Origin of the sequence: Vibrio amylolyticus, assembly GCF_023145695.1 — a bacterium.
GTDB classification, from domain to species: domain Bacteria; phylum Pseudomonadota; class Gammaproteobacteria; order Enterobacterales; family Vibrionaceae; genus Vibrio; species Vibrio amylolyticus.
In genome coordinates this window covers 423,933-447,432 of sequence record NZ_JAJHVV010000001.1, presented here as the reverse complement: position 1 = coordinate 447,432, position 23,500 = coordinate 423,933, and the positions used below count along the sequence as shown (strand labels likewise).

Annotated in this window: 23 protein-coding genes; 15 read left to right on the top strand and 8 right to left on the bottom strand. The window is 43.6% G+C overall.

The features are described from left to right. Positions 1-20: 20 nt before the first annotated feature. A complete protein-coding gene (locus KP803_RS02010; RefSeq protein ID WP_248007156.1) occupies positions 21-842 on the bottom strand; it encodes a DUF2989 domain-containing protein in 822 nt (273 codons plus the stop codon). 99 nt (positions 843-941) lie between these two features. On the opposite strand from KP803_RS02010, the gene KP803_RS02005 reads away from it, so the two are divergent. Then, entirely contained in the window at positions 942-1,244 is a 303-nt protein-coding gene (locus KP803_RS02005; RefSeq protein ID WP_248007155.1) for a YeaC family protein, read from the top strand. 135 nt (positions 1,245-1,379) lie between these two features. Here the strand turns inward: KP803_RS02005 and ansA are convergent, their stop codons facing one another. Further along, a complete protein-coding gene (gene ansA, locus KP803_RS02000) occupies positions 1,380-2,393 on the bottom strand; it encodes an asparaginase (protein ID WP_248007154.1) in 1,014 nt (337 codons plus the stop codon). Positions 2,394-2,657: 264 nt separating this feature from the next. Further along, positions 2,658-3,368 (bottom strand): purine-nucleoside phosphorylase, encoded by a 711-nt coding sequence (deoD, locus tag KP803_RS01995; RefSeq protein ID WP_248007153.1) that lies wholly within the window; start codon positions 3,366-3,368, stop codon positions 2,658-2,660. 106 nt (positions 3,369-3,474) lie between these two features. On the opposite strand from deoD, the gene KP803_RS01990 reads away from it, so the two are divergent. Further along, the gene (locus KP803_RS01990; protein ID WP_248007152.1) at positions 3,475-4,128 is read left to right on the top strand and encodes a Crp/Fnr family transcriptional regulator; all 654 of its coding nucleotides are present in this window, start codon (positions 3,475-3,477) and stop codon (positions 4,126-4,128) included. 119 nt (positions 4,129-4,247) lie between these two features. Here the strand turns inward: KP803_RS01990 and sppA are convergent, their stop codons facing one another. Further along, the gene (sppA, locus tag KP803_RS01985; protein WP_248007151.1) at positions 4,248-6,113 is read right to left on the bottom strand and encodes a signal peptide peptidase SppA; all 1,866 of its coding nucleotides are present in this window, start codon (positions 6,111-6,113) and stop codon (positions 4,248-4,250) included. A 616-nt stretch (positions 6,114-6,729) separates the two neighbouring features. On the opposite strand from sppA, the gene KP803_RS01980 reads away from it, so the two are divergent. Then, positions 6,730-8,742, top strand: coding sequence for an NADPH-dependent 2,4-dienoyl-CoA reductase (locus KP803_RS01980; RefSeq protein ID WP_248007150.1), 2,013 nt, complete (start codon positions 6,730-6,732; stop codon positions 8,740-8,742). 156 nt (positions 8,743-8,898) lie between these two features. On the opposite strand, the gene purU is transcribed toward KP803_RS01980, so the two are convergent. Beyond that, the gene (purU, locus tag KP803_RS01975; RefSeq protein WP_248007149.1) at positions 8,899-9,732 is read right to left on the bottom strand and encodes a formyltetrahydrofolate deformylase; all 834 of its coding nucleotides are present in this window, start codon (positions 9,730-9,732) and stop codon (positions 8,899-8,901) included. Positions 9,733-9,928: 196 nt separating this feature from the next. On the opposite strand from purU, the gene KP803_RS01970 reads away from it, so the two are divergent. From KP803_RS01970 to KP803_RS01920, 11 genes are all read left to right on the top strand, one after another. Then, positions 9,929-10,129: a hypothetical protein gene (locus tag KP803_RS01970; protein ID WP_248007148.1), complete on the top strand. Its 201-nt coding sequence runs from the start codon at positions 9,929-9,931 to the stop codon at positions 10,127-10,129. Between the two features lie 117 nt (positions 10,130-10,246). Further along, positions 10,247-12,184 (top strand): DNA repair helicase YoaA, encoded by a 1,938-nt coding sequence (yoaA, locus tag KP803_RS01965; protein ID WP_248007147.1) that lies wholly within the window; start codon positions 10,247-10,249, stop codon positions 12,182-12,184. Positions 12,185-12,199: 15 nt separating this feature from the next. Next, positions 12,200-12,907 carry a tRNA (adenosine(37)-N6)-threonylcarbamoyltransferase complex dimerization subunit type 1 TsaB gene (gene tsaB, locus KP803_RS01960; RefSeq protein ID WP_248007146.1) on the top strand — a complete coding sequence of 236 codons (708 nt, stop codon included), beginning with the start codon at positions 12,200-12,202 and terminating at the stop codon, positions 12,905-12,907. Positions 12,908-12,978: 71 nt separating this feature from the next. Then, complete coding sequence (locus KP803_RS01955) at positions 12,979-13,308, top strand: chromosome partitioning protein ParA (RefSeq protein ID WP_248007145.1); 330 nt, start codon at positions 12,979-12,981, stop codon at positions 13,306-13,308. A 61-nt stretch (positions 13,309-13,369) separates the two neighbouring features. Continuing rightward, positions 13,370-13,927 (top strand): Slp family lipoprotein, encoded by a 558-nt coding sequence (locus tag KP803_RS01950; protein WP_248007144.1) that lies wholly within the window; start codon positions 13,370-13,372, stop codon positions 13,925-13,927. A gap of 8 nt (positions 13,928-13,935) precedes the next feature. Next, the gene (locus KP803_RS01945; protein WP_248007143.1) at positions 13,936-14,787 is read left to right on the top strand and encodes an alpha/beta fold hydrolase; all 852 of its coding nucleotides are present in this window, start codon (positions 13,936-13,938) and stop codon (positions 14,785-14,787) included. 100 nt (positions 14,788-14,887) lie between these two features. Beyond that, complete coding sequence (gene fadD / locus KP803_RS01940) at positions 14,888-16,582, top strand: long-chain-fatty-acid--CoA ligase FadD (RefSeq protein ID WP_248007142.1); 1,695 nt, start codon at positions 14,888-14,890, stop codon at positions 16,580-16,582. 207 nt (positions 16,583-16,789) lie between these two features. Next, complete coding sequence (gene rnd / locus KP803_RS01935; RefSeq protein WP_248007141.1) at positions 16,790-17,908, top strand: ribonuclease D; 1,119 nt, start codon at positions 16,790-16,792, stop codon at positions 17,906-17,908. A 252-nt stretch (positions 17,909-18,160) separates the two neighbouring features. Beyond that, the gene (gene rimK / locus KP803_RS01930; protein ID WP_248007140.1) at positions 18,161-19,078 is read left to right on the top strand and encodes a 30S ribosomal protein S6--L-glutamate ligase; all 918 of its coding nucleotides are present in this window, start codon (positions 18,161-18,163) and stop codon (positions 19,076-19,078) included. Beyond that, entirely contained in the window at positions 19,078-20,097 is a 1,020-nt protein-coding gene (locus tag KP803_RS01925; RefSeq protein WP_248007139.1) for a succinylglutamate desuccinylase/aspartoacylase family protein, read from the top strand. The genes rimK and KP803_RS01925 overlap by 1 nt, the downstream gene beginning before the upstream one ends. Before the next feature lie 143 nt (positions 20,098-20,240). Then, positions 20,241-20,684: an ATP-dependent zinc protease family protein gene (locus KP803_RS01920; protein WP_248007138.1), complete on the top strand. Its 444-nt coding sequence runs from the start codon at positions 20,241-20,243 to the stop codon at positions 20,682-20,684. Between the two features lie 138 nt (positions 20,685-20,822). On the opposite strand, the gene KP803_RS01915 is transcribed toward KP803_RS01920, so the two are convergent. Continuing rightward, entirely contained in the window at positions 20,823-21,191 is a 369-nt protein-coding gene (locus KP803_RS01915) for a MaoP family protein (protein ID WP_248007137.1), read from the bottom strand. Between the two features lie 243 nt (positions 21,192-21,434). Here KP803_RS01915 and KP803_RS01910 point away from each other — a divergent pair, with 243 nt between their 5' ends. Beyond that, positions 21,435-22,322, top strand: coding sequence for a LysR family transcriptional regulator (locus KP803_RS01910; RefSeq protein WP_248007136.1), 888 nt, complete (start codon positions 21,435-21,437; stop codon positions 22,320-22,322). 88 nt (positions 22,323-22,410) lie between these two features. On the opposite strand, the gene minE is transcribed toward KP803_RS01910, so the two are convergent. After that, the gene (gene minE, locus KP803_RS01905) at positions 22,411-22,674 is read right to left on the bottom strand and encodes a cell division topological specificity factor MinE (RefSeq protein ID WP_248007135.1); all 264 of its coding nucleotides are present in this window, start codon (positions 22,672-22,674) and stop codon (positions 22,411-22,413) included. Between the two features lie 4 nt (positions 22,675-22,678). Continuing rightward, the gene (gene minD, locus KP803_RS01900; RefSeq protein WP_248007134.1) at positions 22,679-23,491 is read right to left on the bottom strand and encodes a septum site-determining protein MinD; all 813 of its coding nucleotides are present in this window, start codon (positions 23,489-23,491) and stop codon (positions 22,679-22,681) included. Positions 23,492-23,500: the final 9 nt, after the last annotated feature.

Sequence of the window (23,500 nt, the reverse complement as noted above, 5' to 3'; positions counted from 1 at the left end):
TGATCATACAGGTGGTTCGTTTATTTCAGATCTGCCGGGATCGTACGTTTATTGAATTGACCTGAGTCGATGGCATCTTCGACGGAATCCGCGATGTTATTGAGCCGTCTATATTTATCTTGTGTGAAACCATACAGTAGTTGTATTTCTTGATCAGACGCGATAGCGATATCGTATTCTTTTGCAACCATCGCCCAAATGTAAGCTTCTTCTCTGTTGTCCAACCGATATTGAGTGCTCGCTAAGGTTTTCAATATCTCGGTATTTACCGATCCTGCAGGGGTTAGTTCTAATGCTTTATAAAGCAGCTCTACCGTTTTAACATGGTTGCGATTGGTATAAAAGGTCGCTAAGGCATACTGCATGTCAGCGGTTTCTAATTGTGGAGAACCTTCCATCTGAAGAAACTCTCTGCGAGCTTGGTCATCGCCAATTTGACTCCATAAGAAGTAGAGCGTTTCTGCTGAGCGGGATTTTTGTAGCTGAGAAACGATGCGCTCTAATTCTTCCCCTGAGTGCATTAAGGCATTAAATCGTCTCTGTTTGAGATTCGACTGATCGATAGGTTGAATTTGTGCTGCGAGTTCAAGACAGCGTCGATACAGACGAGCATATTCGTACTCCTGTATGACATTGGCGTCTGATGGGTCTTTAAAAACTTCATAACGGTGCCATATGAGGTCGGTACGTGGTAGACGACACTGTCCGTCATTCATATTAAGTAATTCACAACGAAGCTCGGGCGTCCCTTCACAGAGCTGGTCGGTATTTTGGTTGAACTCAAAGCACCCAGCTAAAGAGAGTGAGGTTAAGGTCATTATTGTGATTTTAGAAAATTTCATACGGTCGCTTGTGATCGGTTACTCTTATTCTTCTACCTAAACTTGACTCAATAGACGAGCGTTATATTTTATTACTGTTTTATAACGTAAGGATAGAACATGGATGCTGAAAATTTAATTGAAGCGATTACTCCTGAAGTTTATCAGCGATTAAACTATGCTGTTGAAACTGGAAAGTGGCCAGAAGGCGGTCGGCTTACTCAATCTCAACGAGACTCTTGTATGCAAGCAGTAATGCTTTATCAATCTAAGCATAATGTAGACGCGCCACATATGACAGTCGCAGCAGGCGGAGAGATCAGCTTCAAGTCAAAGTCTGAACTAAAAAAGCAGTTTAATAAGAGTGAAAGTGACATTTTACGGGTTAACCCTAACAAAGAGCAGGGATTAAAGACCAACTAAACTGGATAACAGTTGTCGGAACTGAATAACAAAAAAGCTATCTTAGTCAGTGACTAGGATAGCTTTTTTAATTTTAAGGCGGTTTGCGTTTGATACAGTGCGCTTAAAGCGGGATGTATTGAATCGCGTTTAACCTTATAAACTCATCTCACCATGCAATACTTGTTGCATCTGTTCTTTCACCTCTTCATACGTTAGCCCTTGGCTTAACAAGTAGTGAAGTTTTGCGAGCGCCGCTTCTGGAGTCATATCAAAACCGCTAATTACGCCAGCGTCTTGCAATGCGCAGCCCGTGGCATAGCCGCCCATATTGACTTTACCTGCGAGGCATTGAGTGAGGTTTACGACAATAACACCGCGCTCTGAAGCCTCTTTAAGGTGTGCTAGGAGTTCTGGGTTTTGTGGAGCATTACCTACACCAAAGGTTAGTAAGATCATGGCATTCACAGGCTGAAGTAAGGTATTTCGGATTACTTCATGGGAAATGCCAGGGTACATCGTGATTACCCCGATAGGCTGTGGCGTAATATTATGAACTTTAAACTCACCTTCAGGTTTTTGGTCAACAACCACACCATTGCTTACCTTAATGCTAATCCCCGCTTCAAGTAGTGCGGGTAGGTTAGGCGAAGTAAATGCGCTAAACCCGTCTGCATGAGATTTCGTACTGCGGTTACCACGCATCAATTGGTTATTGAAGAATAAGGTCACTTCATTGATAGGGTAATTGGCGGCAATGTGCAGTGCATTAAGTAGGTTCGCTTGGCCGTCAGAACGCAGTTGAGCTAATGGGATCTGAGACCCTGTCACAATCACTGGCTTCCCAAGGTTTTCTAGCATAAATGACAGAGCAGATGCGGTATACGCCATGGTGTCTGTACCATGAAGAATCACAAATCCGTCGTATTTATCATAGTTTGTTCGAATGTCGTCAGCAATTTGCTGCCAATCCATTGGGGTCATATCTGACGAGTCAATTAGCGGATCATACTCATGGATAGTATATTCAGGCATCTCTGGTCGATGAAACTCAGGCATACCTGCTAACTGTTTTTCCATAAAACCTGCCACAGGTATAAAGCCGTGATCAGATTTTTGCATACCGATGGTACCGCCTGTATAGGCGATATAGATGTGTTTTCTCGTCATGTTGAAAACCATATGATGAATTGGGAACAGGCGGCGATTATAGACCGTTGTCAGTATTAAATTCTATGCTTGATGTATATTTTGTAAGTTAAAGTTCTATTTTCTGTTCATCGTCTATTAGTAGGAAGAGAGCTGAATCAAAATCGAAGTTATTAATGGATTTTTTGAATGCTGAAAATTCCGCTATTTTTCAGCTTCATTAGATTCATCGAGTGAAATATAGATGTTTGACTCTTCCCACTGTACCTTTTCAAAAAGAAGCGGCTATTTCGAGTTAATAGCCGTATCAAGCGCCAATCGAATCATTTGATCAAAGCTTGCTTGTCTCTCTTCTGGCGACATTTCCCCGCCTTTCACTACGTGATCGGAGACGGTAAGAATACTCAGCGCTTGAATGCGTTTTTCCGCGGCGATGGTGAAAAGGGCAGACGTTTCCATGTCCATGGCAAGAATATTAAAGCGCTGCAGAGCGGGGAGTAAGGCTTCTGGATCATCGTAGAAGAAGTCGTTGGTGAAGATGTTGCCAAAGGTTGGCTTGATCTCTAATTGTTCAGCGCTCGTCCAACACTGCCTTAGAAGTTCAAAGTCCGGTGTCGCGGGGTAATCGTAACCAGCGAATTTGGCTCGGTTCATTGCGTTGGCGGTTCCTGCGCCTGTGACCACAATGATATCTTTTAGATCTAAGTGATCCGCAACGCCTCCACAACTTCCCACACGTATGGCTTTTTTTACTCCATACACAGTGATCAGCTCGTGAAGGTAGATGGAAATTGAGGGGGTTCCCATTCCGTGTGCCATGATTGAAATTGGGGAGCTTTGATACTCACCTGTGTAGCCTAGAACATTACGTACATCGGTGACTAGGCGTACGTTATCAAGGTAGTTTTCAGCAATGAATTTTGCTCGTAACGGATCGCCAGGCATAAGGACGGTTTCCGAAAAATCACCAATGGCTGCATTATTATGTGGGGTCATAGGTTGGTCCTTTTTACATCATAAAATGCTAGATTAATTTATCGATTTCAGTACCAATAGGACATTTGTCCGCTATGCATCGCGCGAACTCAAAGTTTGAGGAAATATGAACGGTATAAATACATTAGCGGCACAAGGGCTAAGTGCATTTTTAGCTGAACTGGATAAGAGGCCATTGACGTCGCTTCATCTTGAGCAGGGCGATGTGTTGCTAACACAAGGGCAAGTGGTTGAACGTTTGTATTGGATAGAGCTTGGTGAGTTTGGCCTCGAGTGCGTGGCTGAAAATGGAAGGGCGTACAGTCTAGGCCGTCATTTCGTTTCTCAGCATTTATTTGGTGAAGTTGAATTTTTGAGCCAAAAGCCGTGCCAATTTACCGTGGTGGCAAATGAGTCTGTTGAGGTGTTTATTCTCCCCATTACTGTATTTGAAACCATTTTGAGGGAGAGCCCTCAGATTTCATGGTGGTTAAGCCATTCCCTAGCTTGTCGATATCAAGAAGGGATGAGCCTGACGATGAAACGTTTTCTCCACCCGCTCATTTATAATATTGCGTGGGATATTAAACTGCGAGAGCAGGGGTTAACAGAGCCCGTTAACTTTTCACAGATCAATAAAGAAGCGACGCGATTTGGCTGTTCGGAACGAGTTTATCGTCGCGTGTTGAAGCAGTTAATCGACATGGATCTGCTTATTAAGCGAGATGGAGTGGTGGTCATTAAGGATCATCAAGAGCTAGAAAACTTTCTTTTGAATTAGAGTTGCTCACTAAACAGTGTAGATAAGAATAAGGCCAGCTCTAGAATGACAGCTGGCCTTAATTATTTATGGTTACCGTATTTTACGATAACAGCACTCTTTCTATTACTGCTTTCTAATTACTGTACCTGACAGTTTAAACAGAAGGCGTATTGCCCCTTAGGATCGTTAAAGCTATCGAGTAAAGAGATATCGGCGGCTACTTGATTCATCATTGGCTGCCATGTTGACGGAATCCAAGATGCTGGTAACCAGCTAGATACATCGATATTGAACTGCACATAGACTTGATTCATCATCTCTTGGAAGAACTTCTGAGCTGGAGAAAGCGGCTCTTCTACCCAATAGATGTTGTAACTCTCAATCTCGGCAAGTTCAGCGGCAAGAGAGATAGCATCATCAAAGTCACCCATTTTATCGACAAGACCATGCTCCATCGCATCTCGCCCTGTCCAAACTCGACCCTCAGCAATACGTTCAAGTGCTTCTAGAGAAATATCACGGTTTTCACTGACGAGCCCAACAAAACGGTTATAGCCATGTTCAACACCCATTTGGAATGCATCTTTTGCGCCTTGTGACATGCCCGTTGTGATACCAACCCCTGAGAATGGTGAGGTTCCGATACCATCACTATAAACACCGAGTTTATTGAGTCCTTTTTCGAAGGTGGTAATCACACTGAATATACCAATAGAACCCGTTAACGTTGTTGGTTGGGCAATAATTTTGTCCGCACTCATTGAGATCCAGTAACCGCCTGATGCGGCAAGGCTCGACATAGAGACGACTACTGGTTTGTTGGCTTCTCTTAGAGCGTCAATTTCATTACGAATTACTTCAGAAGCAAACGCACTGCCACCCGGGCTGTCGACACGTAACACGACCGCTTTAACGTTATCATCGTTACGTGCTTGGCGAAGAAGGCTTGCCGTGGTGTCACCACCAACGTTATTGCGCGATTGCTTACCGTCCATAATGGCACCACTTGCAACGACAACAGCGATGTCGTCAGTTTCAATGCTCATTTTAGGAGACATAGTCGTACGGTATTCGTAATAGCCCATCGCTTGGTAGCTATCTTTACCATCACTACCAAAGACTTCTGCTAGTCCACTTCGAACCTGTTGTCTGGTGGCAAGTTCATCAACCAAGCCTAACTTAAGTGAAAGCTCAGCTAAATTGCCGTCAACCGCTTTGAGTTGGGCAAGGAATTCATCCATAGAAGGATTGAGCGTCTTAGCATCCATTTGGCGATTCGTCGCTACGTCATCGACGTAAGCACCCCAATGTTGTGTTAACCAACGAGCAGCAGACTCTTTGGCCTCTTCAGACATATCTTCACGAATGAAAGGTTCTATCGCTGACTTATAACTACCCACTCTAAACACATGGGTGTTTACATCGAGTTTCTCTAGTAGTGTTTTGTAGTATAAAGAATAGGCACTATAGCCTTTTAACAGCACCGCGCCATCTGGTGAAAGGAATATCTTATTGGCGTAACTGGCGAGGTAATATTGGCTCTGATTGTAGATTTCACCCACAGCGTAAATCGGCTTTCCAGACGCTTTGAACTCATTGAGCGCTTTGGCGATGTATCTTAACTTAGTCAAGTTCGTTTCTGGCAGGCTACGAAGTGACAGAACCAGTCCTTGAATTTGATCATCTTCTTGAGCGTGTCGAATGGTGTCTACGATATCAAACAAGACATTCTCTTTAGGTAAGTCTTGGCCAAATAGCGATCCCGTTAGAGAGTCCATTGGGTTGTTATAGGTTCTCTGCTCAACAATCGGTCCAGAGAGGTTGAGTACCAGTGCTGATTGTTGTTTTACTTCTGGAAGTTCACTGCCAGTACTGGTGAATAGGAAATAAACAACCACAAGGCTGAGAATAAAAATAAGATTTGTTAATGCAAGACGAATAAAGGTAATAAGTTTCCAAATGCCTTTAAATATCAAACCAATAAATTTGAATAGTTTTTTCATCGAATCTTCACTGTAGTTGACCTAACAGAGTCCATGATGCAGTTTGAAGGGCTTTTCATATCCTACGTGATCTCCATATACCAAACAACCACAGTGTTATCCGGTGTTTTAGATAAGATTCAATGATTAAGACGACGCCCGATGTGCAAGGGTCTGTTGTTCTTCCGTGGTTAAGTTTTGTTCGAGATAAAATCGTTTTAGGCGCGGCAATGAGTTTGTAGCCTAGTTATTCTAAGCAAATATTCATTAACAAAGCATAAAACGATTTTAGCTGAACCCTTCGGGCGGCACTTGTTGGTCATTTATTCTGCGTTATCGGCTTATCAGGTAGAGTGACTACCTATCAAAACCTCTGCCTTGCCTAAATACCCAACAAGTTACCGCAAAAATCAGCACGAAAGATCAACAGACCCTAGGTAATTTTTTCTTGTCTATCAATCATTGGAGAAAAAGTACGATAAAGCAAAATGATCATGGTTGAAACGCTCGCCCTGCGTTCATCGTTGCTCACATTTACCATGAACTTGACCGGTGTTGCAAAAATGTAAACACCTGTTTGATTTATTGCTGAAGTGTGAATACTCTGGTCAGACCACGAATTATAAAAGATATAGTGATGTCAGCCATGTACACAAATTTATTGCAACCGCTTGACCTTGGGTTTACTCAATTACGAAACCGCGTATTAATGGGTTCGATGCATACGGGTTTAGAAGAAGATAAACAAGGCCTACATAAACTCGCCGCGTTTTATGAAGAGCGTGCGAAAGGTGGTGTTGGGCTGATAGTCACAGGTGGCTTTTCTCCAAATCTTCGAGGTCGTCTTACCCCTTTTAGTGCGGAGTTTAGTAAACCTAAACACGCGCAAGCGCATAAAGTCATTACAGAATCTGTGCATAAATATGGCGGAAAAATCGCTTTACAATTGTTGCATGCTGGGCGCTATGCTTTCCATCCTCTTGCACAAAGTGCCTCGGGTATGAAGGCGCCGATTGCCAAGTTTACGCCTAGCGAAATGAGTCCAAGGCAAATCAATAAAACCATTGGTGCATTTGCAAACAGTGCAGAGCTCGCTCAGCTCGCGGGTTACGATGGCATCGAAATAATGGGTTCTGAAGGTTATCTCATCAACCAGTTCATCTGTAAGCGAACTAATATGCGTTACGACGAATGGGGTGGCAGTTATGAGAAGCGTATGCGTTTTCCACTCGAAATTGTCCGCTCGGTGCGTAAAGCCGTTGGCAAAGACTTCATTATTATCTTTAGATTGTCGATGCTCGATTTAGTCGAGCAAGGCAGTACATTTGAAGATGTTGTATTACTGGCTCAAAAACTTGAAGAGGCCGGTGTTACCATTATCAATACGGGCATTGGTTGGCATGAAGCGCGTATTCCAACGATAGCCACACAAGTGCCGCGTGGCGCCTTTACATGGGTTACTGAGAAGGTAAAACCTTATGTGAGTATTCCCGTTGTCACTTGTAACCGTATTAATACCCCTGATGAAGCAGAGAAAATACTCTGTTCAGGCCAAGCCGACATGGTTTCCATGGCAAGACCGTTTCTAGCCGACCCAGAGTTCGTTTTAAAAGCAGAGCGAGACCAAGCTCAGTTTATTAATACCTGTATCGGCTGTAACCAAGCGTGTTTAGACAATGCGTTCAATCGGAAACGAGCAAGTTGTTTGGTCAACCCTCGTGCGTGTTATGAAACTGAAATTGTTGTTCAGCCAGCGACGAAAAAGAAGAAGATTGCTGTGGTTGGAGCAGGCCCAGCAGGGTTGTCTTGTGCCACAACGTTGGCACAGCGCGGGCATGATGTTGACTTAATTGAAAAAAATGATCGTATTGGAGGCCAATTTAGGCTTGCTATGCAGATCCCAGGAAAAGAAGAATTTAGAGAGACCATTCGATACTTTGCCAATCAAATTGATGCAACGGGTGTCAATCTACTACTGGATACTGAAGCCTCTTTTGACAATCTATCTGAATACGACGAGGTGGTCATGGCCTCTGGTGTTGAACCGCGCAAAGTGACGATCGATGGCATAGACAATAGTGAAAAAGTGGTCGACTACCAGACCTTAATTCGCGAGAAAACCCCGGTGGGTGAAAAGGTTGCGATTGTTGGCGCTGGTGGTATTGGTGTTGATATCGCCACTATGATCACAGAGCCAGAAGATAATACCCTTGATGATTGGCTGCATGAATGGGGAATTGATAAAGAGATCAGTCATCCGGGCGGGTTATATCCGTATCCAGCCTCTTTGAGTGAAAAAACTGTCTGGTTACTGCAAAGACGACCAGGACGCGTAGGAAAAGGGCCAGGGAAAACAACGGGGTGGATTCATAAGCGCACGTTGGAGAAACGCGGTGTGAATCTATTAGGCGGAGTCGAATATAAGAAGATTGATGACCAAGGTTTGCATATTGGTCTTAAAGGCAATGAGCAGCTGCTCGACGCGGATAAAATCGTCATTTGTGCCGGGCAAGAGTCTGTTCGCCCATTTGAAAATAAATGGCATGAACTGGGTGATAAACTGCATGTCATTGGCGGCGCTGATCATGCTGGTGAGTTAGATGCTGTGAGAGCCATCAAGCAAGGTGTTGAACTCGCAATCCGTCTCTAAGTTTTGTAATCGGTATAAAAATGGCGCTGGCTCTACTATTAATCAGTAAAAGCCAGCGCCATTTTTCTTGATAAGAATCTGTATTAGCTAGGTCATCAAGCAACTAGATAACTCTTTGAGGCATAAACAGTGTTGAAGCCAAAAGAATGCTGAAGTCTAAAGGATGACGGTTTTGTTGCCATATACAAAGACGTGGTCATTAAGAACTTTATTTAACGCTTTACTTAAAACGTTCTTCTCAACATCGCGGCCTGCTCGTGCCATATCTTGAGCACTAAAGTTATGATCAACAGGAATAACGTCTTGTTTAATGATAGGACCTTCATCGAGATCGTTAGTCACAAAGTGAGCCGTTGCACCGATGATCTTCACGCCACGCTCATACGCTTGTTGGTAAGGCTTAGCCCCAATAAATGCAGGTAAGAAGCTGTGGTGAATGTTGATGATCTTATGGTTGTACTTTTCAACAAAACCCGGTGTTAGTACTCGCATATATTTTGCTAGTACTAAGTAGTCAGCATCATACTGCTCAATTACTTCAAGTACTTTTTCTTCATGCTCTTCGCGGTTTAGCCCTTCATGAGACACAGCGTGGTAAGGAATATCAAAACGTTCAGTTAGACTTTGCAGTGTATCGTAGTTACCGACAACGGCTGCAATATCAACATCTAAGCTGCCATCGAAATTCTTCATCAAAATGTCGCCTAAGCAGTGCGACTCTTTAGTTACTAGCACGACAATACGTTTACGTGTTGAGTTTACTAAGCTTCGTTTTGTACCTTCAGGTAAGGCTTGGTCAAGATCAGCGAGAAGCGTTTGGTCGTTGAAGTAACCTTCTAATTCAGTACGCATGAAGAAGTGACCACTGGTGTTATCAACAAACTCATTATTGTGGATAATGTTGAGTTGGTGCTTATAACAAATATTCGTGATTTTTGAAATGAGCCCAGGTGCATCTTTGCAATGGGTTAGGAGTGTTTTTTTTTCCATTTGTGTATTACTTCCATGAATTATTTTTTTGGGCTTAAAACTAATTTCGGGTTACGTGAACGGTGACGTGACCCGCAATATACCTGCTATAATTAATCTATTATCGAGCATGTTTCAACAAAAGATCGTTACCATTAATCAAGGTTTGCTCATTTTGTTGTGGTTTCTGTAGTAAGAAGTATCAGAGGTGCTATATATGGATAAAGAACTACTAGCGCGAAAATTGTATGTAGAGCGAGTAAATAAGCTTGTAGGCGATCATGATGTTGATGAAGCAATGTTAACTGAAATGTGGGAGAACAAAGCCTCACCAAGTGACGCGGCGAAAGCCATACTCAGCGACGATAACGGATTTGATGGACCAGCTTGGCTATCTCGCTATTTAAACAGAAAATAACTCTCTAAGACGCTCACAAACTAAAACCAAACACCTCCGGTGCGGATCATAATCTGATTCGCGCCGGCTCACTAAAGCTGACATAATCCCCCCATCTTTTATTGCTAGTCTTCTCTCATGATCTTAAAAACCTTCTCTGCCGATGGAGCGTTAGGTAAAGCGATTCCAGGATTTCAACCAAGACAGCCGCAGCTGGATATGGCTCAGGCCGTTTATGATGCGATTGATAAACAGAGTCAACTGGTTGTAGAGGCAGGGACTGGAACAGGAAAAACATTTGCGTACCTTGTTCCCGCTCTCATGAGTGGCAAGAAAGTTATCATCAGTACCGGATCTAAAAACCTTCAAGAGCAACTTTTCCACCGAGACCTGCCGTTAATGGTCGACGCGTTAGGGTTTTATGGTCAAGTGGCACTATTGAAAGGCCGTTCAAACTATTTGTGTTTAGATAGGTTGAGTCGTCAAATGGTGGAAAGCCACACTAATACCGCTGATCCCACGCTGCTCACTCAACTCATCAAGGTACGCAGTTGGGCCTCTCAAACCAAAAGTGGTGATCTTGGCGATTGTGATGAAATTGCTGAAGATAGCCCAGTTATTCCCACGATTACCTCAACCAACGACAATTGTCTTGGGAAAGAGTGTCCAAGCTTTACCGATTGTTTCGTGTTAAAAGCTCGAAAGCGAGCAATGGACTCAGACGTCGTGGTGGTTAACCATCATCTCTTTCTGGCGGATTTAGCGATAAAGGAAACAGGCTTCGGTGAGCTTATTCCTGAAGCTGATGTCTTTATTTTTGATGAAGCTCATCAGCTCCCAGATATAGCAAGTCAATACTTCGGTCAGTCAGTCTCGAGCCGGCAGGTTCAAGAATTAGCTAAAGATATCGAAATTGCTTATCGGACGGAAGCGAAAGACATGCGTCAGCTTCAAAAGGTCGGCGACAGCCTTATACAGTCGGCCAGTGACCTGCGCATTATTCTAGGCGATGCGAACTTTCGTGGTAACTGGCGTGAAGCGATGAACTCACCAGCCGTTGCTCGTGAAATACAACGTTTGCAAGATTCAATAGATTTTGCGATTGAAGTGCTAAAACTTGCTTTGGGAAGAAGCCAACTGCTCGACACGGCTTTTGAACGAGCTAATATGATCAAAGCGCGAATAGAGCGAGTGTGTGACGTTTCAATCACCGGCTATTCTTATTGGTTTGATACCACGCCACGTCATTTTACCCTCCATATTACGCCTTTATCGGTTGCTGACAAATTTCATGAACAGATTGAATTAAAGCAAGGCGCATGGATCTTTACTTCGGCTACACTGGCGGTAAATGAAGATTTTGGTCACTTCACTGCGCGTTTAGGTCTGGTTCCAAAACAAAAACTCGCTCTACCGAGCCCATTTGATTATCAAACCCAAGCGAGATTATGTGTGCCGCGTTACTTGCCTGAGCCGAATAGCCCAGGCATGGCCGATATACTGGTTGATATGCTTGGCCCTGTGATCGAGCAAAACCAAGGACGCTGCTTCTTTTTATGCACGTCTCATAGCATGATGCGCGAGTTAGGTGAGCGTTTTAGAGAAACCTTGTCGATCCCCGTTCTTTTGCAAGGAGAGACGAGCAAGCAGAAAACCTTGGCTGAATTTATGGAGTTAGGTAACGCGTTGTTAGTAGCGACGGGCGCTTTTTGGGAAGGGATTGATGTTAGAGGTGACGCATTAAGCTGTGTTATCATCGATAAATTGCCGTTTACCGCCCCTGATGATCCGCTATTAAAAGCACGCATTGAAGATTGTCGATTAAAAGGGGGAGACCCATTTGCTCAAGTTCAGCTACCTGATGCAGTGATTACGCTAAAGCAAGGGGTGGGGCGTCTTATCCGAGATAGAAGTGACCACGGTGCACTGATTATCTGTGATAATCGCTTAGTAACCAAAGATTATGGGCGACTGTTTTTAGCCAGTTTGCCGCCGATTCCGAGAACACGGGATCTCAATACTGTACAGGCTTTTCTCAAACAGCTTGAACAGCCAGAAGTTAACCAAATTAATTAAAAGATAGAGATATCAATGAGTGTAAAAATCCTTGCTTTAGATACCGCGACAGAAAACTGCTCTGTGGCTCTGATTTCAGGCGATCAAGTTTTCGCAAGAAGTGAAGTTGCACCTCGCGATCATACAAAAAAAATCTTACCTATGGTTGATGAAGTCTTAAAAGAAGCGGGTTTAACCTTAGCAGAGGTTGATGCATTAGCCTTTGGCCGAGGCCCGGGTAGCTTTACGGGTGTACGTATTGGCATCGGTATTGCACAAGGTTTAGCGTTTGGTGCAGAGTTGCCAATGATTGGCATCTCAACGTTGGCAGCAATGGCTGAAGGAAGTTTCCGCAAACACGGCCACACTGAGGTTGCCTGTGCAATTGACGCGAGAATGAGTGAAGTTTACTGGGGACGCTTTAGTCGTCAAGAAAACGGCACTTGGGCTGAAGTGGATGCAGAGTGTGTCATTCCGCCAAGTGAGCTTGTTCAACAGATAGAAAAAGATCAATCTGTTTGGCATCTCGCAGGAACGGGTTGGGGAGCGTACCAAGAAACATTGTCGGAGCTTTCGTTAGATTTAGGTAGTAGTGAAAGTGATGTTCTTTACCCAGAAGCGATCGATATTGCTTACTTAGCTCAATTTGAGTGGGTAAATGGCAATACCGTAGATGCAGAGCATGCAAGCCCTGTTTACCTACGAGATAAAGTGACCTGGAAGAAATTGCCGGGAAGAGAGTAGCGTTAAACGCACTTAGCGGATTTTAACCGTGGAATTGGGTCAGTTCGCTGGCCCATTAATAAGGGAAGAGTATGGTCTCTATTAATGGCTTACCTCCTTCGATAGTTCCAGGTAGTAATAAGACTACTAAGACTAGCAAAGCGAGTAAAAAAAGTGAGGTAAAGAAAGGGCAATCCTCGACAGCAGTCGGGCAAACCGCTGTAGGGCAAACCACACAGGTTGCTGATGCCGTTTCTAATTCCATTCGTCATGTTAGTGAATCTGAAATTCACCGTGCTCAAGTCCAATACGACCTTCCAGAAGGGCAAAGTCGCAAAGCGATGCAAGAGTACCTTTCAGTGATGACTCAATCTAAACGAGAGGAACTTGCTAAGTTACTTGGTGTCGATATCTATATCTAGCGCCAACCGTCCTCGCTATCTTGACACTTTTTCTTAACTCCCTTCAATCTAAGAGCCGACTATGAATCTTTCACTCTTTAAAACTGCTTTTGTCTCCTTTGCCTTATTATTTATCAGTGCTTGCTCCTCACTACCTGAAGTACTTTCTTCAGATGATGAGCAGCTGATTTCCGATTACGCGACTTGGATTAACATTGAACCCAAAACAACGCCTCAAGTTCGTTTGGGCGGTGTTATTGCTAACGTAACGAATCTTGAAGATAAAACCCGAATTGAAATCGTAAACCTTCCGATTAGCTCTTCTGCTAAACCGGACATTAACCAACAACCGAATGGCCGCTTTGTCGGGTACGTAGATGGTTTCTTAGAGCCAATGGCGTATGGGAAAGGACAGCTTATCAGCGTGATTGGTCAAAGCAGTGGTACAGAAGATTTTAAAGTTGGGGAGTCAGAGCAAGTCGCCCCTGTGATGACAATTACAGGTCACCACCTTTGGAAAATTCAAGAGCGCGTTGTGATCAACGAAGTTCGACTCTACCCATATCCTTGCCGCAGTTTACACTGTCGCCAAGCGTATTTCGGCCCAACTGATGGTCGAGTCATTCAAGAAGTGAAATAAAGTTTAGTATGCGTGAAAGTACGATCTCTATCGCCACTAGCGAGATAGCAACACTTGAGATAGGCGAAGCTAAAAGTGCCCATACTACGGTCGTTTTTTTACATGGCTGGTTAGATAACGCCGCGAGCTTTAGTACGATCCTTCCTCAATTATTTAGCAAAGATGAAAACCTTCACCTTTGCGCAGTCGATCTGTCAGGTCATGGTTTATCAAGCCATAAAGGAGAGGGGTATTATTACCCTTTTCATGACTATATTGACGATCTTCACCAACTATTGACCGTTTTATCACCGAACAGACTGGTGTTAGTAGGACATTCTCTTGGTGCTTTGATAGCAAGTTGTTATAGTGCCGCGTTTCCTGAGAACGTCGCAGGATTAGTACAAATAGAAGGGTTTGGTCCTTTGGCTGAATCGGCTGATAAAAGCTTAGAACGATTACGAAACGGGGTGCTGAGTCGCCAACGATTGAGGCGAAAACCTGTGCGAAACCTAAATAGCATTGAAGAGGTATCGCAGCGCCGTGCTCAGCTCAATCACTTAGACGCCGAGCTAATCAAACCCGTTGTTGAGCGGGGGATGATTCATCGTAACGGAGACTGGTATTGGCGACACGATAGCCGATTGCAAAGTGATTCTTTGTATCGCATGTCATTTGATCATGCTCTGCAAGTGATTCAGCGAATCGAGTGTCCTCAAACCGTGATATTAGGTGATGAAGGTTACCGCTACTTAAAGCATTCACAGCGCAAACTGAATAGATTGTGTGAGGTAGTGACGATTAAGGGCGGACATCATTGCCATCTACAAGATCCTTCTAGTGTTACTGATCTGATATTTGGCGTGCTTAACAAAATTTAAACAAGTGTTTGAGTCTTTCGTGCTCATACGCTTTGGCTGTGCTGTAATAGACGAATAATAATAACGGTCAATCAGCTTGCCGATAACGAGGAGTAATACTGTGGAAAACCCTTGGCTCTCACGCTACCCAGAAGATGTACCAGCAACAATCAACCCTGATCAATACACATCACTTGTTGAGATGTTTGAACAATCGGTACAAAAATTTGCCGACCAACCCGCGTTTATGAACATGGGCTCGGTCATGACATTCCGCAAATTGGAAGAGCGTAGTCGCGCATTTTCTGCTTATCTTCAAAACGAATTAAAGCTTAAGAAAGGCGATCGTGTTGCGTTAATGATGCCTAACTTGCTTCAGTACCCAGTCGCATTATTTGGTGTACTTCGAGCGGGCATGATTGCTGTTAACGTCAACCCACTCTATACGCCGCGTGAACTAGAGCACCAACTTAACGACGCCGATGCAAAAGCCATTGTGATCGTGTCAAATTTTGCGAACACCCTAGAGCAAGTTGTTGAGAATACGCCAGTCAAACACGTTGTTCTTACGAGTCTTGGTCAAATGCTACCAAGAGCAAAAGGTACTATCGTCGACTTTGTGGTGAAGTATGTAAAAGGCATGGTGCCAAAATACAATTTACCCGGTGCCATTTCAATGCGTCAGGCTCTGCAGAAGGGACGCCGACTTCAATATGTGAAACCCCATATGTCGGGTGATGACATTGCATTTTTACAATACACCGGTGGTACAACGGGTGTGGCGAAGGGGGCAGTCTTAACCCACCGCAATATGATAGCGAATGTTATGCAAGCAAAAGGCGCCTACGGCCCTGTACTTGCTGACGGTCGTGAACTTGTTGTTACGGCATTGCCGCTTTACCATATTTTTGCACTGACGGTAAACTGCCTACTTTTCTTGGAAATCGGCGGCAGTAACTTGCTGATCACTAACCCAAGAGATATCCCTGGCTTTATTAAAGAGCTACAAAAGTATCAGTTTACCGCGATCACTGGGGTAAATACGTTGTTCAATGCGTTAGTGAATAACGAAGATTTCAACGAATTAGACTTTAGTAATCTGCGCCTTTCTGTTGGTGGCGGTATGGCGGTTCAACGTGCCGTCGCTGAGAAGTGGAAAAAGATCTCAGGTTGTTATCTTCTTGAAGGTTACGGTCTAACTGAATGTGCGCCTTTGGTGGCCGCATATCCGTACGATCTAACTGAATATAACGGGTCAATTGGTTTACCAGTTCCATCGACGGAAGTCCGTATTGTTGATGATGAAGGTAACCCTGTGGCAAACAGTGAGGTTGGTGAGCTGCAAGTTCGTGGCCCACAAGTAATGCAAGGTTATTGGCAGCGCCCTGAAGCAACGAAAGATGTGATTAATACCGAAGGTTGGTTGTCGACGGGTGACATCGTGAAGTTCGATGATGAAGGCTTCTTACATATCGTTGATCGTAAAAAAGATATGATTTTGGTATCTGGCTTTAATGTCTATCCAAATGAGATTGAAGATGTGGTTGCGATGCACGGAAAAGTGTTGGAAGTCGCAGCTATCGGTCAGCCTCATGAAGTTTCAGGTGAAATCGTGAAAATCTACGTGGTTAAGCGCGATCCAAGCTTGACCAAAGAGGAAGTCATTGCACATTGTCGTGAGAACCTAACCGGCTACAAAGTACCGAAGCTTGTTGAGTTTAAAGAAGATCTACCAAAAACCAATGTAGGTAAGATCTTACGTCGTGTATTACGTGAAGAGAACGACGCGGAACTAGCAAAACGCGAAAGTGCGTAGGCTTATGTCGTGCCGAATCATGACAAATAATGCGTTTCCGCCGTTCAATACATCCATCAACGATGCAAATTGAACAGTGGTGCAGAAACTAACGTGTGATTAGTGCTAGAATGCCGACATTAGTGTCGGCATTTTTGTGTCATCTTTATGGCTAGTAGACCTTATTACTAAGGTTGAATGGCCACAGAAACCATTAGCGAGCGTTTTGTGAATTATCAAATTATTACCGAGCAGTCAGATTTAGAACGTGTCTGCCATCAAGCCCAACAAACGGATGTCGTCATGCTTGATACGGAGTTTGTACGTATCCGCACTTTCTATCCTTTGCTTGGGTTAATACAGCTGTTCGATGGAGAAAACTTGTCATTGATTGATCCTACCGTCTTTGATGATATGTCTCCATTTGTAGCGCTATTGAAAGACACATCGGTGCTAAAAGTACTGCATGCTTGTGGTGAGGATCTGGAAGTATTCCAAAACGCATTCGGTTGTACGCCTTTCCCTATGGTCGACACTCAAATCATGGCGGCGTTTTTAGGCCATGGTTTATCAACGGGTTTTGCAAGTTTAGTTAGTGAATATATTGAAGTTGAGCTCGACAAGAGTGAATCTCGCACTGATTGGATGGCACGCCCATTAAGTGTTAAACAGCTAGAATATGCTGCCGCTGATGTTTTCTATTTGATGCCACTTTATGAAAAACTACTAGAGAAAGTGAATGAAGCAGGCTGGTGGGACGCTGCTCAGCAAGAGTCTGATCTATTAGTTAGTAAACGCATTAAAGATATTGATGCTAATAATGTGTATCGCGATATTAAAGGGGCATGGCAGCTAAAACCAAAGCAACTTGCGATACTAAAACCGTTGGCAACTTGGCGCTATAAAGAGGCGATGAAGCGCGATTTAGCGCTTAACTTCGTGTTTAAAGAGGCGGACTTACTGCTTGTTGCTCGTGACGCAATCAAAAGTTCACAACAAATGGAACAAGAAGGCATTGATAGCCGAGCTGTGCGTCGTCACGCAAGTCGAATCATTGCCATGGTTAAGTCAGCGCAGCAGACACCTGAAGATCAATATCCTGAGCAGATAGAGCGGTTAATGGATAACCCAGGTTATAAGCAGTTGTTCAAACACCTGAAAGATGAAGTGAAAAAAGCCTCAACAAAGTCAGGTTTAGCTACGGAGTTCCTTGCTTCTAAAAAACAGCTCAACCAATTATTAACGTGGGTTTGGAAAAAAGATCGCAACCCAAGTGTCTTGCCAGATGTGATGCAAGGGTGGCGTTTAGAGTTAATGGGTGAAAACCTCGATAAGCTAGTGAAGTAATCACCACGATTGTTTTTAAATTACGACACATGTTGCCGATATTATTAAGAGCCAAATAGCTATGCTGTTTGGCTCTTTTTTTATCCTTTGATTCCGACAAGCGCAAGAATGCAGTGACCTCCTTTATAACAAATATTTCTTATCGTCATGACTAAAACTATTCGTTGTATTTAAGCTGAAATAACTCTTAAAGTTCGCCCACTTTCCGACGGGCCGAACCGACGGGTTAATTCATCATAAGAGGATACTGCCATGCGCATTGCGATTTTATCACGCAACGAAAATTTGTACTCGACTCGTCGTCTTAAAGAAGCGGGTGAGGCGAGAGGCCACCAAGTAGATATTATCGATACTCAACAATGTTATATGGATATCACAAGTAATGAGCCAAAGGTTCGCTACATGGGTGAAAACTTACCTTATTACGATGCGGTTATCCCACGAATCGGTGCGTCGATTACCTTTTACGGAACAGCGGTAGTCAGACAGTTTGAGATGATGAACACTTTTTGTGTGAATGACTCTACGGCTATTACACGCTCTCGCGACAAGCTGTCGTCTTTACAGCTGCTATCACGTGAAGGTATTGGGCTACCAAGAACAGGGTTTGCTAGTAAGCCAGATAAGATTAAAGACGTAATTAAAAATGTTGGTGGTGCGCCAGTGGTGATTAAGTTATTGGAAGGCACTCAAGGTATTGGCGTTGTCTTAGCGGAAACCGATAAAGCGGCAGAGAGCATCATTGAAGCGTTCATGGGACTAAATGCAAATATCTTAGTTCAAGAATTTATTCAAGAAGCGAAAGGCGCGGATATTCGTTGCTTTGTTGTCGGCGGTAAAGTGATTGCAGCGATGAAGCGTCAAGCGGGTGAAGGCGAGTTCCGCTCGAATTTACATCGTGGCGGTACTGCGCAGTTGGTAGAGCTGACCGAAGAAGAAAATGCAACCGCCGTTAATGCGGCAAAAATTATGGGGCTTCATGTTTGTGGCGTCGATATTTTGCAGTCAGAGCGCGGTCCTGTGGTTATGGAAGTCAACTCTTCCCCTGGTCTTGAAGGCATTGAATCAGCGACAGGAAAAGATGTCGCGGGTTTGATTTTTGAATTTATCGAAACGCAAGCGATTAGTAATAATCGTTTAGATAATGGCATCGTAAAGGCGGTCGCATAATGACTAAAAAGTTGATCATTGCCGGAGTTGAAATCTACCCTGGTGAACGTAAAAAGATTGAGATTCCGGTAGCGAAACTTTACACCGACGCAGACATGAGCTTACCGATACAGGTAATTAGGGCGAAGAAAGAGGGCCCAGTCGTTTTTGTGAGTGCGGCTGTGCACGGTGATGAAATAAACGGCATCGAGATTATTAGTCGTTTAATTCAAGAAAATTTAAAGCTGCAAGCTGGAACATTGATATTAGTACCCATGGTGAACGTTTATGGCGTACTTAACCAAAGTCGTTATATGCCTGATCGCCGCGATCTTAATCGCTGTTTCCCAGGGTCAAAAACCGGCTCTTTAGCAGGACGATTAGCTTATACGTTTCTAAATAGTATTGTCGCTCATTGTGACTATGGTATTGATTTACATACAGGGGCGATTCATCGATCGAACTTGCCTCAGATAAGAGCCAATTTGGAAGATGCTGAAACCAAGCGTCTTGCAGAGGCATTTGCAGTACCAGTGCTTCTTAATGCCAACATTCGTGATGGTTCATTGAGAGGTGCTGCGGTCGGTAATGGTACTCGAGTGTTGCTTTATGAAGCAGGGGAAGCGCTTCGCTTTGATGAACTGTCTATTCAGACCGGCGTTAAAGGTGTGATTCGAGTGCTTAGGGCGCTTGGAATGATCCGTAAGCGAATGAGTAAAGTGAATATTGAACCGTTTGTAGCAAACAGAAGTGATTGGACGCGAGCAAATGCCAGCGGCTTTGTTAAAGAGTTTGTGTCACTGGGTTCGGTGGTGGAAAAAGGCGACATATTGGCGGATATCAATGGCCCGTTGGGTAATCATATTAGTCAGATTATTTCGACACGGTCGGGGATTATTATTGGAAAACAAAATATCCCACTCGTTCAAGAGGGCGAGGCGATGTACCACATCGCCTATTTTGGAGGCAGTGCGGACGATGTTCACGAACATATCGAGATGATGCAAGAAGCGATTGTCGCGATAGAACCGGCAAACTAGAGCTAGCGATGTGCTTGAAATGCAAGCGCTAGCAATCTGAAGAAACATAGACTCGTCTTATCGTTTATCTCCTAACGTTAATACCTGACGTTAATTCCTTAACGTTAAGGCGAGCCAAATAGTAAGAATAAAAAGAGACAAACATGCCAGATACATTTAAAAAGCGGATGATCATAGGGAACCTAGAACTATGCTCGCTACCGGACCTAGGTATCCATGATTTAGAAGTACGTATCGATACAGGGGCTAAAACATCCTCACTGCACGTGGATAACATTGAACGAATCGTTCGAGAAGGCAAACTCTACGTTCAGTATGATTTGCACCCAGATACGTATAAGTTAGAAGAAGTGGTGCGTTGCGAGTCACTCGTGTTCGACTCAAGACGCATTAAGTCTTCCAATGGAAACGTTGAGCAACGTGTTGTTATCGAAACAACTTTCCAACTAGGAAAGAAATCTTGGCCGATTCAACTCACGCTAAGCAATAGAAATGACATGACCTATATGATGTTACTAGGGCGAGAAGCAATGGGTAATAAAGTGTATGTTGACCCGAGTCATACCTTTTTGGTTGGCGAAGGGTAGAAGATTGGTTGACTAAGGCTAGAAGAAAAACGGAGTTTAAATGCATTAGCGCTCCATCGTTATTGGGGGTCAGATAGAGCGCTAATATATTGATGTATTGGCTGTGGAGCAGCCTGAATATTTGGATTCTATTTCTCGCTACGCAACTTCAATCACTTCGTCATCATTGACGGCATGATCAAACTCTTGCGACGAAATATGAAATTTCGTTCGGCTATTGAGTGTATGGAACGCGCGTCGGCCACGAGCTAAGTTTACGTACTTAAGCCAAATATGTTCAAGCTTGGTTTTTGCTTTGGCTGGGTGTTTTAATACTTTTATAAAGTGTTTCTCGTCAGAATTTGCAGGGCTAATCTCTCCGGTTTCTAGTGCTAACATCGTTTCGCCATAGGTCATCAAAATTTCATTCTCTATGAGAGTGAAATCACCTGATTTAGCAAAACCACGTGGAAATTTCACCATATCGTAGAAGCGCTTTTTACCGTGGCGAAATTGAGTGTCTATCATGGGATCCTCGATACGCAATAAAATTACAAAATGAAAACCACATTGGTGGTACCACAAGAGCTGTTATTACTCTGGGGTTAGAATAGGGCACAGACGCTTATCATAAAAACGAATAATTTTTGTCGCCAAGATAAAACTAATTTTGTTATTTATTAGGCCATTGCCCCATAATATAAAAGAAGCTAGGCCGTTGATTTCTCAGTTTCTAAATCAATCATTGTTGTATTGGAGTTAATCGAAAGAATGGACGTAAAAGTATTCCAGACTTTTTTGGAAGTCGCGAAAGAAAAGCACTTTGGAAGAGCCTCTGAAAATCTCTATATTACTCAGGCTGCAGTGAGCGCCCGAATTAAACAACTTGAGGAGCACTTTGATGTGCAGTTGTTTATAAGGCACCGCAACAATATACAACTGACTTCCGCTGGGCAGCGACTGCTTGGCTACGCTGAAACCATGGTATCGACACTTAAACAGGCTAGATTTGAGTTGTCTTTAGAGTGCAACAAAGTGATGCAGTTAACGATTGGTGGCACGCCCAATATCTGGGATGCCTATTTGCAGAATTGCTTGAGTGTTGTGACGGAGTCATTGGAAGGCTATGGGTTTAATGCAGAATCATTGGGAAGAGAGCAGCTCCATCGTAATCTTCTTGATCACTCTTTAGATATTGCTTTCTCGTTTGATCCGTTAAAACTTGATGAGTTTAAAACAGAACAGATTGCTGATCTAAACTTAGTATTGGTGTCGACTACGCCTGTTTCTGTAGAAAACGCGTTTGAAAGTAAGTATGTGTATATTGATTGGGGAACTCGGTTTACCTTTGAGCATGCGGATAGGCATCCTAATATTCCAGCGCCTTATTTAAGAACATCAACTGGTAGAATCGCCCTTGATTTCATCTTGGAGAAGGGTGGTTGTGCTTATCTACCTTATTCGCTTGTTGAACCATTTTTAGAGGCTGAACAACTGTATCGCGTTGATGGTGCCGAGGAGTGGTCGCGCCCGATCTACATTAGCTACCGTAAGAATACTCATGCGATTCAGTCTATTGAGAAAGTGAAGTCTCTTGTGGGAACTATTGAGCCAGCAAGCTCGTTCTTAGTTCAACAAGTGAGTGAAGGGATGGAGTGATTTGGGTCTTCTCCATTTTATTTAATAGAACGATCTAAAAGAGCCTCCTAGAGGCTCTTTTGTTTTATTTGAGGTAGCGGATTGAGCTCTACTTCTCTTCGTCTGGCAGTGTCACATTGAGCTCTAAGACAGATATATCATCGTCTTTGTGCTCAAAGCTAAGATCAACCATGGAAGGGTCAACCTCTACATACTTAGCGATAACTTTTAGAATATCGTCTTTAAGCTGAGGCAGATAAGAAGGTGCAGGATCATTGTGGCTGCGTCTCTCGGCAACAATGATTTGCAGACGCTCTTTGGCCAAATTAGCTGAGCTTTTTTTCTGCGGGCGGAAAAATTCAATTAATGACATGTGGTTATCCTCCAAATAATCGCTTAAAGATTCCTTTCTTTTGCTCAACTAAAAAGCGGAAATCCACTTTTTCGCCAAGTAAGCGTTCTACCGTATCATTGTAGGCACAACCAGCATCTGACTCATCATCAAAGATTACAGGTACGCCCTTGTTTGAAGCGTTAAGTACAGCTTGGCTTTCTGGAATAACACCAAGAAGTGGAATGTGTAGAATCTCTTCAACATCTTCAACGCTAAGCATTTCACCAAGGTTAACGCGAGCAGGGTTATAACGCGTTAGCAGCAAGTGTTGCTGTACAGGTGTTAGCCCTTCTTCTGCGCGTCGAGACTTAGAATCTAAAATGCCAAGGATACGGTCAGAATCACGTACTGAAGAGACTTCTGGGTTAGTTGTAACAATCGCTTCATCTGCAAAGTAAAGTGCCATTAATGCACCTTGCTCAATACCGGCTGGAGAGTCACAGATAATGAAGTCGAACCCCATGGCATCGAACTCATCAAAGACACGGCGTACCCCTTCTTTGGTTAAGGCGTCTTTATCCCGTGTTTGAGATGCAGGTAAGATAAATAGGTTTTCCGTTCTTTTATCTTTAATTAGCGCTTGGTTTAACGTAGCTTCACCATTGATGACGTTAACGAAATCGTAAACCACACGGCGTTCACAGCCCATAATTAAGTCGAGATTTCGAAGACCAATATCGAAATCGATAACAGCGGTTTTTTTACCTTTGAGTGCAAGTCCTGATGCGATGGCAGCGCTTGACGTCGTTTTGCCAACCCCACCTTTACCTGACGTGACTACAATAATTCGAGCCATGATTTTTCC

Bases quoted from the DNA above. Each gene is read 5' to 3' on its own strand.
- minD (WP_248007134.1), bottom strand. From the start codon at position 23,491: ATGGCTCGAATTATTGTAGTCACGTCAGGTAAAGGTGGGGTTGGCAAA.
- ansA (WP_248007154.1), bottom strand. From the start codon at position 2,393: ATGACGAGAAAACACATCTATATCGCCTATACAGGCGGTACCATCGGT.
- KP803_RS02010 (WP_248007156.1), bottom strand. From the start codon at position 842: ATGAAATTTTCTAAAATCACAATAATGACCTTAACCTCACTCTCTTTA.
- purU (WP_248007149.1), bottom strand. From the start codon at position 9,732: ATGGAAAAAAAAACACTCCTAACCCATTGCAAAGATGCACCTGGGCTC.
- KP803_RS01925 (WP_248007139.1), top strand. From the start codon at position 19,078: ATGACTAAAAAGTTGATCATTGCCGGAGTTGAAATCTACCCTGGTGAA.
- minE (WP_248007135.1), bottom strand. From the start codon at position 22,674: ATGTCATTAATTGAATTTTTCCGCCCGCAGAAAAAAAGCTCAGCTAAT.
- KP803_RS01980 (WP_248007150.1), top strand. From the start codon at position 6,730: ATGTCAGCCATGTACACAAATTTATTGCAACCGCTTGACCTTGGGTTT.
- KP803_RS02005 (WP_248007155.1), top strand. From the start codon at position 942: ATGGATGCTGAAAATTTAATTGAAGCGATTACTCCTGAAGTTTATCAG.
- yoaA (WP_248007147.1), top strand. From the start codon at position 10,247: ATGATCTTAAAAACCTTCTCTGCCGATGGAGCGTTAGGTAAAGCGATT.
- KP803_RS01955 (WP_248007145.1), top strand. From the start codon at position 12,979: ATGGTCTCTATTAATGGCTTACCTCCTTCGATAGTTCCAGGTAGTAAT.
- rimK (WP_248007140.1), top strand. From the start codon at position 18,161: ATGCGCATTGCGATTTTATCACGCAACGAAAATTTGTACTCGACTCGT.
- KP803_RS01950 (WP_248007144.1), top strand. From the start codon at position 13,370: ATGAATCTTTCACTCTTTAAAACTGCTTTTGTCTCCTTTGCCTTATTA.
- KP803_RS01990 (WP_248007152.1), top strand. From the start codon at position 3,475: ATGAACGGTATAAATACATTAGCGGCACAAGGGCTAAGTGCATTTTTA.
- KP803_RS01915 (WP_248007137.1), bottom strand. From the start codon at position 21,191: ATGATAGACACTCAATTTCGCCACGGTAAAAAGCGCTTCTACGATATG.
- KP803_RS01970 (WP_248007148.1), top strand. From the start codon at position 9,929: ATGGATAAAGAACTACTAGCGCGAAAATTGTATGTAGAGCGAGTAAAT.
- KP803_RS01920 (WP_248007138.1), top strand. From the start codon at position 20,241: ATGCCAGATACATTTAAAAAGCGGATGATCATAGGGAACCTAGAACTA.
- deoD (WP_248007153.1), bottom strand. From the start codon at position 3,368: ATGACCCCACATAATAATGCAGCCATTGGTGATTTTTCGGAAACCGTC.
- KP803_RS01945 (WP_248007143.1), top strand. From the start codon at position 13,936: ATGCGTGAAAGTACGATCTCTATCGCCACTAGCGAGATAGCAACACTT.
- KP803_RS01910 (WP_248007136.1), top strand. From the start codon at position 21,435: ATGGACGTAAAAGTATTCCAGACTTTTTTGGAAGTCGCGAAAGAAAAG.
- tsaB (WP_248007146.1), top strand. From the start codon at position 12,200: ATGAGTGTAAAAATCCTTGCTTTAGATACCGCGACAGAAAACTGCTCT.
- sppA (WP_248007151.1), bottom strand. From the start codon at position 6,113: ATGAAAAAACTATTCAAATTTATTGGTTTGATATTTAAAGGCATTTGG.